Origin of the sequence: Pandoraea sp. CB10b_02 (genome assembly GCF_002216225.1) — a bacterium.
In the GTDB taxonomy this organism is placed as follows: domain Bacteria; phylum Pseudomonadota; class Gammaproteobacteria; order Burkholderiales; family Burkholderiaceae; genus Pandoraea; species Pandoraea nosoerga.
Map to the genome: position 1 here is coordinate 234,876 of NZ_NJGW02000001.1, position 15,063 is coordinate 249,938.

Here is a 15,063-nt window from a genome sequence, read left to right on the forward strand (position 1 = left end):
CGCGCCTTCGGGCGTGGCCTCAGGGGGGCCGTTCATGACCGATCTGTACATCGAAGGCGTCTGGCGCGCTGCCGACGGCGCCGAGTTCCGTTCTCTGGACCCGATGTCGGGTGATGTCGTCTGGCGCGGTCGCGCGGCCGACGCCAACGACGTCGACGCCGCCGTGCGGGCCGCGCGTCAGGCGCAGCGCGACTGGTCGCGCCGTGGCGCCGAAGCGCGGCTCGCGATCCTCGAGCGCTTCGCGTCCATCGTGGTAACGCATGCCGAAACGCTTGCCGACGCCATCGGTCGCGAAACCGGCAAACCGCTCTGGGAAGCACGGACGGAAGTGGCGACGATGGCCGCCAAGGTGGGCCATTCGGCGAAGGCTTATCACGAGCGCACCGGCGAGCGGCGCAGCGAACTCGCCGACGCCCGGAGCGTCGTGCGCCATCGGGCGCATGGTGTGATGGCCGTCCTCGGACCGTACAACTTTCCGGGGCATCTTCCCAACGGCCATATCGTGCCGGCCTTGCTCGCCGGCAATACGGTCGTCTTCAAGCCGAGCGAGCTCGCACCCGGCGTGGCCGAGCGAACGATGCAGTGCTGGATCGAGGCGGGCCTGCCGCCTGGCGTGCTCAATCTGGTGCAGGGCGGACGCGACACCGGGGCGGCGCTCGCCGCGCATGACGGCATCGACGGTCTGTGCTTTACCGGGAGCTCCGCTGGCGGTCGCGCGTTGCATCAGCAGTTCGCGGGACGGCCGGACAAGATCCTTGCGCTCGAGATGGGCGGCAACAACCCGCTGATCGTCGATGCACCGGCGGATATCGATGCCGCCGTGCACGTCACGATCCAGTCGGCGTTTCTGTCGGCCGGCCAGCGCTGCACGTGCGCGAGACGTTTGCTGGTGCCGCGCGGCCCGCAGGGCGACGCGTTCGTGGAGCGGTTGGCGTTCGTCACGCAACGCATCCATGTCGGACGGTACGATGCAGAACCGCAGCCCTTCATGGGCGCGGTGGTGTCGCTACGGGCGGCGCGCCGCATGACCGAAGCGCAGGCTGGGCTGATGTCGCTCGGCGCGCGTGTCATCGTGCCGCTCTCGCAACCCGACGGGCGCAGCGCGCTGCTCACGCCGGGACTGATCGACGTGACGGCCATCGCCGCGCGCGACGCGCTGCCCGACGACGAATATTTCGGACCGCTGCTGCAGGTCATTCGCTACGACACCTTCGAACACGCGATCGCGCTGGCCAACCGCACGCGCTATGGGCTGGCCGCCGGCCTGCTGACGGACGATCCCGCCCGCTATGCGCAGTTCGTCGAAGAGATCCGCGCCGGCGTGGTCAACTGGAACCGGCCGACGACCGGCGCCGCGAGCGCCGCGCCGTTTGGCGGCGTAGGATTGTCCGGCAATCACCGGCCCAGCGCGTGGTACGCGGCGGACTATTGCGCCTATCCGATGGCGTCGATGGAAGCGACGCACGTCGCGATGCCCGAGCGCCTGAGCCCGGGACTGGACTTCGGCGGCGCCTGAGAGGCGCGCGGTGGGCGGGCGACGCCCGACGTCATCCGACGCGGCACGACGTCGCCTGCCGAGAGGGACTTGTTTGGTCTTTACTGATTTCAGGATTTGACATGACGCGTCTTGCCTTCGAAGCAAACTTCGACGGATTGGTCGGCCCCACCCACAACTACGCAGGTTTGTCGTTCGGCAACGTGGCCTCGGCGAACAATGCGAACCGCACGTCGAATCCTCGTGAGGCAGCCCTGCAGGGGCTCGCGAAGATGAAGGCACTGGCGGACCTGGGATACGCCCAGGGCGTGCTGCCGCCGCAAGAGCGTCCCTCGGTCGCGTTGCTACGCACGTTAGGCTTCTCGGGGAATGACCGCGCCGTGATCCGAGAGGCGGCGCGCACCGCACCGGCGTTGCTTGGCGCGGCAAGCTCGGCCGCGAGCATGTGGACGGCCAACGCGGCCACCGTCAGCCCGTCGGCGGACACGGCCGACGCTCGCGTACATTTCACGGCGGCGAATCTGTGCAGCAAGCTGCATCGGGCGATCGAGCATGAGACGACATCGCGCATCCTGCGTGCCGCTTTCCCCGACGAATCGCGCTTCGCGCATCACGCCGCGTTGCCCGGCTGGCCGTCGTTGGGTGACGAGGGGGCTGCCAACCATACGCGATTTTGCAGCGCCTACGGCGAGCGCGGCGTCGAGCTCTTTGTGTACGGCCGGGACGATCTGGCCAGTGCGCCGGCGCCGCGCCGGTTTCCCGCGCGCCAGACCCTGCAGGCAAGCCAGGCGATCGCGCGCCTGCACGGGCTGGCAGACGACGATGTGGTTTTCGCGCAGCAGCACCCCGACGCCATCGACGCGGGCGTGTTCCACAACGATGTGATCGCGGTCGGCAACGGCAACGTGCTGTTCTGCCATGCGCAGGCGTTCGTCGATCAACCGGCAGTCCTGGCCACGTTGCGCGAGCGGCTCGCCGCGCGGGGCGTGGCGCTCGAGGTCATCGAAGTCGCGACGGCGGACGTCTCCATCGAAGACACCGTCGGCAGCTATCTCTTCAACAGCCAGTTGCTCGCCCGGTCGCCGCAGGCGGGGGGCGGCATGCGTCTGGTCGTGCCGCAGGAGTGCCGCGAGCGTCCCGCGGTCTGGCGCTACCTCGAATCGCTCGTCGCCAGCGGCGGGCCCATCCGTGAGCTGCATGTGTTCGATCTGCGCGAGAGCATGCGCAACGGCGGGGGACCGGCATGCCTGCGTCTGCGCGTGGTGCTCACCGACGAAGAACGCAAGGCGGTGAACGCCGGGCTATGGATCGACGAGGCGCGCTATGCCGCGCTGACCGACTGGGTGAAGCGCCATTACCGCGACCGGTTGGCGGTGGAGGATCTGGCGGATCCTGCGCTGCTCGATGAATGCCGGACGGCGCTCGACGAGCTGACACGTCTGCTGGGGTTGGGCGGCGGCCTCTATCCGTTCCAGCGAGACGTGTAGTGGGCCTGGGGGGGCGACGGCCGGCCGGCGAGATGATCGTTGGTGAATTTTATAAAGCCGATAAAAAACAATGGGATAAGGGGATTTGTTGATGTTGATTCTCGATGATGAGACTGACAGACCTCTCGCCAATCGCTGCGCGCGAACCGATTGGCGACGCGATTTTCCGAATCCGCAGCGATGCGCTATGCTGGATGGAACGTGTCGGCCGACACGTCGATCGCGTCATTTCGTCCAACCGGGGGTGCCGCCATGCAAATCGAGTTTCCGGATCACCGACCCGTGTTCAACTACGAAGACCTGACGATCGAGTTTGCCGTCGTCGTCAACGGGCGGCCGATCGACTGCGCGGTGTCGGCCGAGGCGCTGGAGGACCACTTCGGCGCCCATTCCGCGCGCGCCGACGATCTGCTTCATGCCTTCGAGCACGGTCGTACCGACATCGAAGCGCTCACCAAGCAATATCTTTCCATGGGGCTATCAGGCCCGGTGTTGTTGCGCAGCGGGCATTTCCGCTGGGTTCGCGAGGCCAAGCGCCAGGAGGCCCGGCGATAAGCCGCGCCGGCGTCTGCGGTTCCATCGCGGCCCAGTCCTGGCGCGGCATGTCGCGCGCCCTCGCCGTTTCGGTTTCGGCACTCCGCCGAAACCGCCCGGCCGGACGCGCTCGTTGACCTGCGTCAAATGCCGGAGGGGACAGGGCGCCACCGTCATGCTCGGTGCTCCGCTTTCGGCGTACACTGATATTGCCGTTCGGGAGAACGTCCCAACCGGTCTGCGGACGGTGCCATTGTCGATAACTACACTACAAGGAGTCGCCATGGGCTCGGAATTCCGTGTCGTCATCGCCTCGATCGCGGCCTTCATGACGCTGGCGGGCGCATTCGCCACCATCCACGGTTTGTTGTACGACAGGACGCAGGTCATGAACGGCGGCATCGTCACCGTGCTGTTCGGGATCCTCTTCATCGTGGTGATGCTCACGCCGTGGGCCCGCGACGAGGAACGCGACACCGCCGGCAAACCCTGAGTCCGCGGCCTGCCGTTCGGCGCAGCGCGTCCTACACTGAAGTGGAGGGACGCCGCCGAAGCCCAGCCGGCATTGCACGGCTCGCGCGGGTCCGCAAGGAGCCCTGCGCCACAGCGCTTCGCAACGGGCGTGGCCTCGTTGTGAGGTGATGTATGTGCTCCGATATCCGCGTGTTCATCGCGTCCGTCGCGGCATTCGTGATGCTGGGCGGCATCTTTGCCACCCTCCATGGCCTGCTGTTCAATCTCCACGAAATTGCGCGTTACGGCGTGGCAGCCGTCCTCCTGGGGGCGACCACCACGGCGACGATGCTCATTCCCTGGGGCGCGCGAGACGAGTCCTGAAACATCGCGCCCGCTTGGGCGCCCCGCGCGCGGTCTTCATGGATGCGCCGCGCTTAAGGGGCCCGGGCTGTCCGTCTATGCAACCGGCGCGCGGCGCGCGCGCACGCACAGAAACGCCGGCACCTGCGACAACTCGCCGTAAAGCCGCGGGTCGACGCGCTTCATTTCCGGCTGCGGCCGCGGTTCCACCATCCGTTCGAATTGCCAACCCGCGCCGGCCGCTGCATTGAGAATGTCGGCGAGCGGGCGTCGGAACGATTGCACGAACGGCTTCGGCTCACCGAAACCGCTCCAGTACATGCCGAAGCGGGTCGTCTCGAAGTAGGGGCGATTGCGGTGTGTGCGCTCGTCGAGCCAGTCGCGCATGGGGTGCGCCATCGACCACACGAGGGTCGCGCCCGGTCTTGCCACCCGAGCGAACTCGCGGAACGTTGGGGCGAGATCCTCCACGTAGTCGAGCGCGAGTGCGCTCAGGACGACGTCGAAGCGGCCGTCGTCGAGCGTGGCGAATGGTTGCGCGAGATCCTGCACGTCGAACGTCGCGGCCATTCCTTCGCAGCGCTTGCGCGCGAGCGCGATCATCTCCGGCGTGACATCGATGCCGTGCACCGTGGCGCCATGCTGCGCGAGCCACGCGCTGTTGATGCCGGGGCCGCAGCCGGCGTCGAGCACGTGCAGACCGTCGAGGTTGCTGCCGAGCAATTCGCGCGTGGCGGGGCGCTCATAGAGGGCGTTGTGCGGCTTGGTGAGGGCGATTTCTGCGTAACGTTCGGCGAAACTGGCGTAGGCGGTGCGTACCATCGACGCGGCTTCGGATGACGACATGCGCAACTCCGGGTGGACGCCGCTGCGGCACGCGAAGGACAACGGCGCGCCGCGCGGCAGCGGTAAACGACAAAGGCGGGGGGAGCGATTGTAACGCCAAAGACGGGATGGTTTCTCGGAGGCGATGGCGCGTCTGGACGCCCCCGGTGGGACACTCGGCCCCCCACGCGGCGCCGTTTGTGGGCCATTCGACTGTGGGGCCATTCGACTGTGGGGCCATTCGACCCCATTCAGCTGCATTCGGCGCCTGCCTGCTGTCTTCCTGCTGTCCTCCTGCTGTCTTTGCGCTTGCCTTCCCGCCCGTGTCGTATTGGCTTCGAATCGCGTGCCGGCTCTGGCACCGATATGGGACAATGACGACCTTCGGCGTCACGCATGCCGACGAGGGGGCACCGGCGCGCCGACGGCGTCCGGCGCCACTGCCGCCATGGCTTACCCCCGCAACATTCTTCCCAGCATGACCGCATCTACCGCCGCCTCGCGCCCCATAGCGCCGTCCGCCCCGTCCGCCCCGTCCGCCCCGTCCGCCCCGTCCGCCCCGTCCGCCCCGTCCGCCCCGTCAAGTGCCTCTGGCAGTTCGCCGGCCGCCACGCTCGCGACCGACGTCGCCGTGATAGGCGCCGGGCCGGCAGGGCTGATGGCGGCCGAAGTGCTGTCGGCGGCGGGCTGGCGCGTGGACGTGTTCGACGCCATGCCGTCGGTCGGCCGCAAGTTCCTGATGGCCGGCAAGGGCGGCATGAATCTCACGCACAGCGAGGCCGCGGACGCGTTCGTGTCCCGCTACGGCAAGCGCGCCGCGGCCGTGGGGCAGTGGCTGCGCCATTTCGGCGCGGACGATGTGCGCACGTGGGCGCATCGCCTGGGCGTCGACACCTTCGTCGGCACGTCGGGGCGCGTGTTTCCCACCGACATGAAAGCCGCGCCGTTGCTGCGCGCATGGCTCACACGCCTGCGCGCGGGCGGCGTGCGGCTGCATGTGCGGCACCGCTGGCTCGGCTGGCCCGAGGCCTCGCCCGCGCAGCCTGGGCCGCTTCGCTTGGCGACACCGCAGGGCGAGCGCCTGGTGCAAGCGAGGGCGGTGGTGCTGGCATTGGGCGGCGCGAGCTGGCCGCAGCTCGGCTCCGATGCGGCGTGGGTGCCCTGGTTGCGCGAGCATGGCGTCGACGTGGCGCCGTTGCGTCCGGCGAACGCCGGCTTCGAAATCGACTGGACGCCGCACATGCGCGAACGGTTCGCCGGCCACCCGGTGAAGTCGGTCACCATGGCGCTGCCTGATGGCACCACGCGACAGGGCGAGTTCGTGATCTCCGAGCATGGCATCGAAGGCAGCCTGGTCTACGCCCTGTGCGCACCGATTCGCGACGCCATCCTCGCCGAAGGCAGCGCTCGGGTGTATCTCGATCTGTTGCCCGACTGGCCGGCGCAGCGAGTGCGCGACGAAGTGTCGCGCCCGCGCGGCTCGCGCTCCATGGCGAGCCATCTGCAAAGCCGGTTGGGGATCGCCGGGGTCAAGGCCGGGCTGCTGCGGGAATGCCTGTCTCGCGACACGTTCGACGACCCGGCCGCGCTGGCAGCGGGCATCAAGTGTTTGCCGTTGACGTTGCGACGCACGCGCCCGATCGCGGAGGTCATCAGCAGTGCAGGCGGGGTGACGCTCGAAGCGCTCGACGAGCGCTTGATGGCGCGCGCGCTGCCCGGCGTGTTCTTCGCCGGCGAGATGCTCGACTGGGAGGCCCCGACCGGCGGCTACCTGCTCACGGCGTGCTTCGCAAGCGCGTGTGTCGCGGCGCAGGGCGCCGCCGCCTATCTCGAGACCTTGCGCCAGGCGAGCGAGCGGTACTGAAGGGGCGGTGCCCCCGGTCAGGACTGCGCCGGCCGCACTCCGAGGCGCCACAGCGAAGTGACTTCGGCGCGCCGCGCGGCATGCAGCGGATCGCCCGCATCGCCGGCTTTGGGATGGCGCGGACGAACGTCGTGGCGCGCCAGCACGACCAGCCCCGCCGCGTGAATCCACGAGAGCAGCGTCTCGCGCGTGCGCAATCCGAGGTGCTCGGCCAGATCCGAGAGGATCAGCCAGCCTTCGCCCGCGGGTGTGAGGTGTGCGGCGAGTCCGTTCAGAAAGCCTTTGAGCATCTGGCTGTCCGGATCGTAGATGGCGCGCTCGATGGGGGCATTGGCCTTGGCGGGCAGCCATGGCGGGTTGCAGACCACGAGCGGTGCACGGCCCTCGGGAAACAGATCGGCGTCCACGATCGTCACCGAGCGTTCGTAGCCCAGGCGCGCGATATTGTCGCGCGCGCACGCGAGCGCGCGCGGATCGCGGTCGGTACCCACGACGTGCTGCACGCCGCGACGGGCGAGCAGCGCGGCGATCACGCCCGTTCCCGTGCCAATGTCGAACGCCAGCGACTTGTCGGGCAGCGGCGCCTGGTCGACGAGATCGAGATACTCGCCGCGTACCGGCGAGAACACGCCGTACCACGGATGGATGGAGGCGCCGAGTGCCGGAATCGTCACGCCTTTCTTGCGCCATTCGTGCGCACCGATCAACCCGAGCACTTCGCGCAGCGAGGCGACCGAGGGCGTCCCGTCCGGTGCGCCCCAGGCTTCGGTGCAGGCCTCGCGCACGTCCGGCGCGCGGCGCAGCGCAATGCCGTAATCGGCCTCGAGTGCAATGAGCACCATGCCCAGAATGCGCGCGCGTTGCGCCTGCGCCATGCGGTGCTTGTGGAACGCGTCGGCCGGGCCGGCGGGGGCCGCTGCGTCCTTGCCGCCGGACTTGCGGCGCTGACGGTGAGGCGGGCGGTCCACGCGACGGGCCATGGCCTGCATCAACTGGCGAGCGTTGTGATAGTCGCCGCGATACAGCAGTGCGGTGCCGCCGCAGGCGAGGTGATAGGCGTCGTCGGCGGTGAGCGTGTCGTCGACGACTTCGACGCGACGCGGCGGCATCACGCCGGCCTCGGAGCGCCAGCGCGCGGTGACGGGGCGACCGTCTTCGGTCCAGGCTAGCGTCGGGGTAGTGTTCATGCAGCGTCTTTTTGAAAAACGTGGCGGCGCGCGGAAAAGCGTCTCGCGCGCCCGGAAGTCCGCATTATGCCTGTGTTGCCGGGCTATCGGCCGGAAACCGGACGCTCCGGCCCCAGCGATGCCTCCGGTGCCTGCGGTGGCTGCGGTGCGTCCGGCTCGCCAGATCCGGTCGGCGCCCTCGGCTTGGTGGGCATGGTGGGCATGGTGGGCATGGTGGGCATGGTGGACACGATGGGCGTGGTGCGCCCGAGCGAGGCATCGCGCGGGGCGGCACCAGAGAGCAACGCGATCGCTTCTCGCAGGGCGGTGTCCAGCGCGGGCCCGATACCCGCCACGGGCGCGTCGGCCATGACCGGGACCGGTCCGCCATGGCGCAGCGCAGCGGCCAGACGCGTTAGCACGGCCGCGGCGGGATGCACCGGCGCATCGGGATCGTCGCCATGCGCGGCGGTGTCGGTAATCGCGTTGGCCACCCGTTCGAGCGAGACGAGCGCCGGCCACCACCGTGCCGCGCGGCGGCTCACTAACGGCGGTTCGGACAGTGCCCGTTGCAGCGCGATGCGCGTGTCGTCGAGCGCCTTGTATGCGGCGCGGCGGGCGGCGAAGGTGGCGTCCGCGTCGTGCGTGCAGGCAAGCGCCGCGTAGCGGCCGAGCGCGTCGAGCGCGTTCGCCACGCGTTCATCGAGCTGACGGCGCTCCCATTTCGCCCACGGCAGATAGCCCACGAGCAGCACGATGGCGCACGCGGCCACGGCGTCGACGAAGCGCGCGATCGCAATGTCCTGGCTGCCGGGTTGCAACGCGCCCATCACGAGCATCAGGATCGGCAGCAGCAACGCGCTGAAAAGCCCGTAGTTGCGGCGCAGCGCCCACGGCAGGCAGGCCGCCAGCGGCACGAGCGACGCCAGACTCGCCACGCCATTGCGATCGATTGCGACGACCGCCGCCGATACCGCCACGCCCACAATGCTGCCGAGACCGCTTTGCAGCGCCCGGGCAAACACGGATCCGTAGTTCGGCTTGAAGATCACCACGACGATCAGCGGCACCCAGTACGAGCGCGGCAGCGCCGTCACCGCGATGAAGATCTGCGCGACGAGCACACACAGCCCGATGCGCACGAGATAGCGCCACACGTCGGGCCACGGCCACTTCGGCGTCCAGCGCGCATGGGCGCTCGCGCGGGACCGATGCCGCGCGAGCGCCACGAGCGGAGCCTCGGCCGCGTGAACCGCGCCGGTGAGAAGCGGCTGCGCGCGGTGCAGTGCAGCGCTCAACGCCGTAGCGCCGTGTGTTTCGGCCGCGGCGGCCGCACTGTCGACGTCGACCGGCCGGTCCCGGGCAATGCTGCGCGCCATGCCGTAGAGGGCGCGCCCGAGCGGCGCCGGCACCGGCTGTCCGCTTTGCGCGAGCCCGATCACGGCGGCGGTAATCGGCTCCGCGGCAAGGATCTGGGCGGCGCGCCGCTCCAGGATGTCCCAGCCGTTGGTGGTGCTCGCGCTGGCGCTCAGCAGCGTGTCGTAAGCGGCGGCGATGGCGTTCTCGAGCGAGCGCCGCGCCAGGCGCGCCCGAGGCGTGCCGCTCGCATCGAGCACGTTGGCGAGTTGCTGGTAGATGGCGGCCACGGCATCGCGCTCGGCCGCGCCGGGGTGCCGCAGCCAATGCACGGCCATGAGCAGCATGCTGAACAGGCCCCCCGCCGCGAGCAGCAACGGTGCGCGCCACTCCGGCGGCGGTAGCGCGAGCCCCCAGCCGACGATCAGGTACACCGCGCCTTGCAGCGTCGCGGCGGACGCCACGTTCCCGAACGTACCGAGAAAACTGAGCAAGAGAACCGCGATCTGCAGCAACACATGGGCAAGCCAGGGGTGTGCCACGCCGACGTCGTGGATCAGCATGCCCGCGTAAAAGCCGGCGCCGCCGGTGAGAATGGTGATGAGGATGGAGCGGGCCCGGGCGCGATACGGACCGGTGCGGTCGCCGGTGATGGCGGGCAGCGCACCGAGCGCGACGACAGAGGCGTCCGCGCCGTGGCCCAGCGCGGCGCCGACGGCTGTCGGCACGGCGACCGAGAGCGCTGCGTGCACGGCGTCCCAGCGCGAAAACGCCACGGGTTCGAGACGCGTCAGTCGCGACACCCATGCCACGCGGCGGCCGGGATCGGGCGTGCTCGTCATTGGCGCATGAACGGTGAGACGTCAGGACGCGCGCGAGGGCGCGTCGGCATCGGTGAGCGGCATCAGCCTGCCCTCACCGCGGATCCATGCGTAGTCCGCGCGCTCGGCCATCTCCCTGTCGCCGCGGCTGTCGCCATAGACGAACAGCACGCGCGGCGGCGCGGCTCGCCACCACTCCTCGAGGCGGCGGATCTTCTCCGGTCCCCAGCAATTGGGCCGGGCGAACTCGCCGGTGAAGCGATCGTGCGCATCGAAGGCGAGTTCGGTGCTCAGCACGGCGTCAAACCCGAGCGGCGCGGCCCACAGGCGCAGGTAGAGTCCGGGCGAAGCGCTGACCAGCACGATCCGATGACCGTGCGCGCGGTGCTGGCGCAAGCGCGAGAGCATCTCCGGCCGGATCAGCGCGGGCAGATGCTGCGCCGCGAAACGTTGGGCGTCGGCTTCGAGCTGTGTGCGCGTGCGAGCGCCGAAGCAGGCGCGCAGAAAAGCGGCCTTGGCCGTGCCGCGATCGACCAGGCGCAGCGCTGCGCCGATGAGCCATGGCGACGCGCGCAACGCGCCGGCAACGAAGCGCGGCGTGCCCACCGTGGTGCGCACGAACACACGCAGGCTGTCGGTCGTGGAAATCGTCCCGTCGAAATCGAAAGCGGCGACGATGGAGGAATCGCGCATGCGAGATCAGGTCGCGCCGATCGACGCCGCGTCGCGCGAATCGGCGAACGCCACGAGATGCGGCCGGCGCTCGCCCGCCCGGCGGCGCGCCGCCACGGGGGAGATGGATTCGGTCGGGCTCATGCCGGGCATTCTATACGGTGCGCGGCGCGCGCGGCAACGCTCCTGAATCGCTGGCTTGGGCGAGGGCGCGAGGCGAACGAAGGAGAGGAGGGAGAAGACGGGAGGGGAGGAAGAGAGGAAGGGATGAAGAGTGCGGAGCGCGCAGTTTCCCGGAATCGCGCATACTGTGCGTCGTGCCCGCGCGAGCGGGCAGCGCAGTCTCATGTTTTCAGCGTATTCGCCTGAACCGTACTTTCCGGGAGCTACCGTGCAATACACGAAATTCGGCCGTACCGGCCTGAGCGTATCGCGTCTGTGTCTGGGGACGATGACCTTCGGTCTGCAGACCGAAGAAGCCGCCAGCCACGCCATCATCGACCGCGCGACCGACGCGGGCGTCAATTTCATCGACATCGCCGACGTCTACCCGCTGGGCAGCGACACGTCACTGGCCGGGCGTACCGAGGAGATCGTCGGACGCTGGCTCAAGGGCCGGCGCGAGCGCTTCATCGTGGCGACCAAGGCGTGCGGCCAGATGGGGCCCTCGCCGTGGGACAAGGGCGCGTCGCGCAAGCACCTGCTCGATGCCATCGACGCCTCGCTCCGGCGGCTCGGCACTGACTACGTCGATCTCTATCAACTGCACTCGGACGACACCGACACGCCGATCGACGAGACGCTCGAAGCGCTCGACACCATCGTGAAGTCCGGCAAGGCGCGCTACATTGGCGTGTCGAACTATCTCGCGTACCGCCTCGCGCGCGCACTCGGCCGGGCCGACGTACTGCGCGTGGCGCGCTTCGTCTCGGTGCAACCGCGCTACAACCTGCTGTTCCGCCAGATCGAACGGGAACTGCTGCCGCTCGCGAGCGAGGAGGGACTGGCGGTGATTCCGTACAACCCGCTCGCCGGCGGGCTGCTCACGGGCAAGTATCGCCACGATGCGACGCCCAGCGAAGGGCGCTTCACGGCAACCGTCGGCAAGGCCGGGGCGATGTACCAGCAGCGCTACTGGCACGAACGCGAGTTCGAGACCATCGAGACGCTCAAGGGCATTGCCAGCGAGGCGGGCGAGTCGCTCACGCGTCTTTCGCTCGCGTGGGTGCTCGCCAATCCGGTCGTGACCTCGGCGATCATCGGTGCGAGCCGCGTGGAGCAGCTCACCGAGACGCTCGGCACCATCGACTACGCGCTCGACGCAGAGCTCAAGGCGAAACTCGACGAGGCCTCGCACGCCTATCGCTGGGGAGACGCCGCGCGCTGACGGCACGCTAACGGCAACATTGCCTGCGGCAGAACCCGACCACAGGCCCGCCATGCCGGGCCTGTATCGTTTGCGCTGCGTCAAACCGCGTTTGCGTGCGCGGCGCATTGAACGCGTCGCACTGGTTTTGGTCGCTTATCGAGCGGTATAGTGAGAAGTGTCCGGTGCGCTCCGGTCGGCGCTTTGCGAGTCCGATGCGCGGGCCTCGGCGCCCGGCACTCCCGCCATTTCCAATGCGAGGCTGCTCATGAACAAACGCATTCTCCTGGCGACCGACGGAAGCGAGTCGTCGCGCCGCGCCTTGCGCGAGGCCGCTGCCTTTGCCTGCAGAGGCGACACGATACGCGTCATCCATATGGTGGAAGATCCGGTCAATCTGCTGACCTCCGCGTTCAGCAAGGTAATCGACCTGGAGCAGGTCCGCCGCGACATGCAGACGGAGGGCGAGGAGCACCTGGCGCGCGCCGTGCTGTATCTGCGCGAGGAAGGGCTCGACGCCGAGGCCCATCTGCTGGACCTGCGCACGACGGGTGAGACGGTGCCCGAGGCGATGACGCGCGAGGCCAACGAATGGTCCGCCGACATCATCATCGTCGGCACGCACGGGCGCAGCGGTGTGCGGCGCGCCATGCTGGGCAGCATCGCCGAGCAGATTCTGCGCAACGCCCAAATCCCCGTGATGCTGGTCTCCGGAGAAGCTCGTCCCCACGAGCCGCAGCGCGCCGACGGCCACTACGAACGCGTGCTCGTCGCACTGGACGACAGCGAGACGGCGCGCCGCGCATTCGACTACGCACTGGCGCTGGCGCGCACCCATACCGCGTCGCTGCGCGCGGTGCATGTGCTCGACATGCCCGGCCCGTTTCTCGCCGGGTTCGACCCGGAGCCGCTGCTCAACGCCGTGCGGGCGGTGGGCGACCAGGTACGGACGTGGGCGACGCACAAGATGCGCGAAGCCGGCGTTCCCGGGGAAGTGGAGATCCGCGAGATTCAGCCGATCGGGGAGGGCGTGGCCGACCAGATCGTCGCCGCCGGCAAGGACGCCGACGCCGACGTGATCGTGCTGGGCACCCACGGCCGGCGAGGGTTCCGGCGCTTCACGTTGGGCAGCGTGGCGGAGGATACGGCTCGCCACGCGGGCCGTCCGGTATTGCTGCTGCCCGCGCTGGCGCCGTCCCCGTAAGGGGGTAGGCGCGGTGAGGTGCGGTGAGGTGCGGTGAGAGGACGGGCAATGGGGGCAATAGGGACAATGGGGCGGGGCCACGGCAAGAGCGCGAGACGGCATGACCGTGCCGCGCCCCATGCGTCGTGAGGCTCAGGCCGCCGGGCCCAACTCGGCGAGCAGCGTCTTGAGCGGCGTGGCGGCGTCGGCCAGACGCGCCGGGTCCACCACCGCGCGGCGTCCGACCAACTCGCGCGCCGCCATGAATTCCTGCGCGCGGTTGATGCTCGCGGCGGCCACCACGGCGCCTTCGCGCAGATAGAACAGCATGAAGACCGCCGCGCCCTGGGCGTCCGGCAGGCGACGCTCGACCACGGTGTCGTGGCCTTCCGTCATGCCGACCATCTGCATCTTGGCGTTGAACTGGTCCGACCAGAACCATGGCGCCGTGGCAACCGCCTTGGGCGCGTCGCCGTGCACGACGCTCGCGGCAACCTTGGCCATCTCGCTGGCGCTGGGCACCGATTCGAGGCGAATGCGGCGGCCAAGCGCGAGATGCTTGTGGTGCGCGCAGTCGCCCACGGCCAGAATGGCCGGATCGCTCGTTCTCGCGAATTCGTCCACGAGGATCCCATTGTCGACCGCCAGTCCGGCGGCCTGAGCGAGTTCGGTGTTCGGGATCAGGCCGATGCCCACGACAACCACGTCGGCCGGCAGGCGCTTCTCACCGGCGAGCACCGTCGTGACATGCCCGTCGGCGTCCTGCTCCAGCGCGCTCACGCCGACGCCGACCTGCACGTCGACGCCGTTCTCGCGATGCAGCGCGGCAAAGAAGCCGGCGAGCTCGGGCTCGGCCACGCGTGCGAGCAAGCGCGGCGCCGCTTCGAGCACGGTCACCGACGCGCCCGCCTTGACGGCGCTCGCCGCCACTTCCAGACCGATATATCCGCCGCCGATCACCACCACGCGCTTGCCTTGCGCGAGGGCTTCGCGCAGGCGCTGCGCGTCGGCAATGTCGCGCAGGTAATAGACGTTCGGCGCATCGCCGCCCGGCATCGGCAGACGGCGTACACGCCCGCCGAGGGCGAGCACGAGGTGGTCATAGCCGAGCGTCTGGCCGTCGTCGAACGAAACGGTGCGGGCCGTGCGGTCGATGGCCGTGGCCGTGACGCCCAGGCGCACGTCGATCTCGGCCTTCTCCCAGGCGTCCGCCGGGCGGATCAGCAGGCTCGCTTCGTCGGCCTGCCCGGCGAGAAACGCCTTCGAGAGCGGCGGGCGGCGATACGGCAGATGGGTTTCGTTGCCGGCGAGCACGATGCGGCCGGTGTAGCCGAGTTGACGCAGTGCGAGGGCGGTTTCGCCGCCGGCCTGGCCGGCGCCGAGGATGACGGTGGTGGAATTAGCTTCGGACATTGGCGTGAGAGCGTGTGAATTTGGCCGCCAGTGTAATGCATCGGCGCGCCGCCGGCGTCCCGGAT

Annotated in this window: 13 protein-coding genes; 8 read left to right on the forward strand and 5 right to left on the reverse strand. The window is 69.2% G+C overall.

What is annotated here, in order from left to right:
* The first annotated feature begins 34 nt into the window (after window positions 1-34).
* From astD to CDN36_RS00975, 5 genes are all read left to right on the forward strand, one after another.
* The gene (gene astD, locus CDN36_RS00955) at window positions 35-1,516 is read left to right on the forward strand and encodes a succinylglutamate-semialdehyde dehydrogenase (protein ID WP_150554323.1); all 1,482 of its coding nucleotides are present in this window, start codon (window positions 35-37) and stop codon (window positions 1,514-1,516) included.
* Window positions 1,517-1,617: 101 nt separating this feature from the next.
* Window positions 1,618-2,982: an N-succinylarginine dihydrolase gene (gene astB / locus CDN36_RS00960; protein ID WP_287495766.1), complete on the forward strand. Its 1,365-nt coding sequence runs from the start codon at window positions 1,618-1,620 to the stop codon at window positions 2,980-2,982.
* A 252-nt stretch (window positions 2,983-3,234) separates the two neighbouring features.
* Window positions 3,235-3,537 (forward strand): DUF1488 family protein, encoded by a 303-nt coding sequence (locus CDN36_RS00965; RefSeq protein ID WP_150554520.1) that lies wholly within the window; start codon window positions 3,235-3,237, stop codon window positions 3,535-3,537.
* Between the two features lie 262 nt (window positions 3,538-3,799).
* A complete protein-coding gene (locus tag CDN36_RS00970) occupies window positions 3,800-4,009 on the forward strand; it encodes a DUF2964 family protein (protein WP_150554325.1) in 210 nt (69 codons plus the stop codon).
* Between the two features lie 152 nt (window positions 4,010-4,161).
* A complete protein-coding gene (locus CDN36_RS00975; RefSeq protein ID WP_150554326.1) occupies window positions 4,162-4,353 on the forward strand; it encodes a DUF2964 family protein in 192 nt (63 codons plus the stop codon).
* 75 nt (window positions 4,354-4,428) lie between these two features.
* Here CDN36_RS00975 and CDN36_RS00980 read toward each other — a convergent pair whose 3' ends face one another.
* Window positions 4,429-5,178, reverse strand: coding sequence for a class I SAM-dependent methyltransferase (locus tag CDN36_RS00980; protein WP_287495767.1), 750 nt, complete (start codon window positions 5,176-5,178; stop codon window positions 4,429-4,431).
* Between the two features lie 457 nt (window positions 5,179-5,635).
* Between CDN36_RS00980 and CDN36_RS00985 the strand changes: the two genes are divergently transcribed.
* A complete protein-coding gene (locus tag CDN36_RS00985) occupies window positions 5,636-7,021 on the forward strand; it encodes a BaiN/RdsA family NAD(P)/FAD-dependent oxidoreductase (protein ID WP_502920318.1) in 1,386 nt (461 codons plus the stop codon).
* Window positions 7,022-7,038: 17 nt separating this feature from the next.
* On the opposite strand, the gene CDN36_RS00990 is transcribed toward CDN36_RS00985, so the two are convergent.
* The 3 genes from CDN36_RS00990 to CDN36_RS01000 all read right to left on the reverse strand — a co-directional run bounded on the left by CDN36_RS00990 (window position 7,039) and on the right by CDN36_RS01000 (window position 11,057).
* The gene (locus tag CDN36_RS00990; protein WP_287495769.1) at window positions 7,039-8,208 is read right to left on the reverse strand and encodes a methyltransferase; all 1,170 of its coding nucleotides are present in this window, start codon (window positions 8,206-8,208) and stop codon (window positions 7,039-7,041) included.
* A gap of 83 nt (window positions 8,209-8,291) precedes the next feature.
* Window positions 8,292-10,385, reverse strand: a complete 2,094-nt coding sequence (locus CDN36_RS00995) for an FUSC family protein (RefSeq protein ID WP_287495770.1) — start codon at window positions 10,383-10,385, stop codon at window positions 8,292-8,294.
* A gap of 21 nt (window positions 10,386-10,406) precedes the next feature.
* On the reverse strand, window positions 10,407-11,057 hold the full coding sequence (locus CDN36_RS01000; RefSeq protein WP_287495771.1) for an HAD-IB family hydrolase: 651 nt from the start codon (window positions 11,055-11,057) through the stop codon (window positions 10,407-10,409).
* A 370-nt stretch (window positions 11,058-11,427) separates the two neighbouring features.
* Here CDN36_RS01000 and CDN36_RS01005 point away from each other — a divergent pair, with 370 nt between their 5' ends.
* Window positions 11,428-12,423: an aldo/keto reductase gene (locus CDN36_RS01005; RefSeq protein ID WP_287495772.1), complete on the forward strand. Its 996-nt coding sequence runs from the start codon at window positions 11,428-11,430 to the stop codon at window positions 12,421-12,423.
* Between the two features lie 157 nt (window positions 12,424-12,580).
* Window positions 12,581-13,606 carry a universal stress protein gene (locus tag CDN36_RS01010; RefSeq protein WP_287495773.1) on the forward strand — a complete coding sequence of 342 codons (1,026 nt, stop codon included), beginning with the start codon at window positions 12,581-12,583 and terminating at the stop codon, window positions 13,604-13,606.
* Window positions 13,607-13,738: 132 nt separating this feature from the next.
* Here the strand turns inward: CDN36_RS01010 and CDN36_RS01015 are convergent, their stop codons facing one another.
* Window positions 13,739-14,998: an NAD(P)/FAD-dependent oxidoreductase gene (locus tag CDN36_RS01015; protein WP_287495774.1), complete on the reverse strand. Its 1,260-nt coding sequence runs from the start codon at window positions 14,996-14,998 to the stop codon at window positions 13,739-13,741.
* Between the last annotated feature and the right edge of the window lie 65 nt (window positions 14,999-15,063).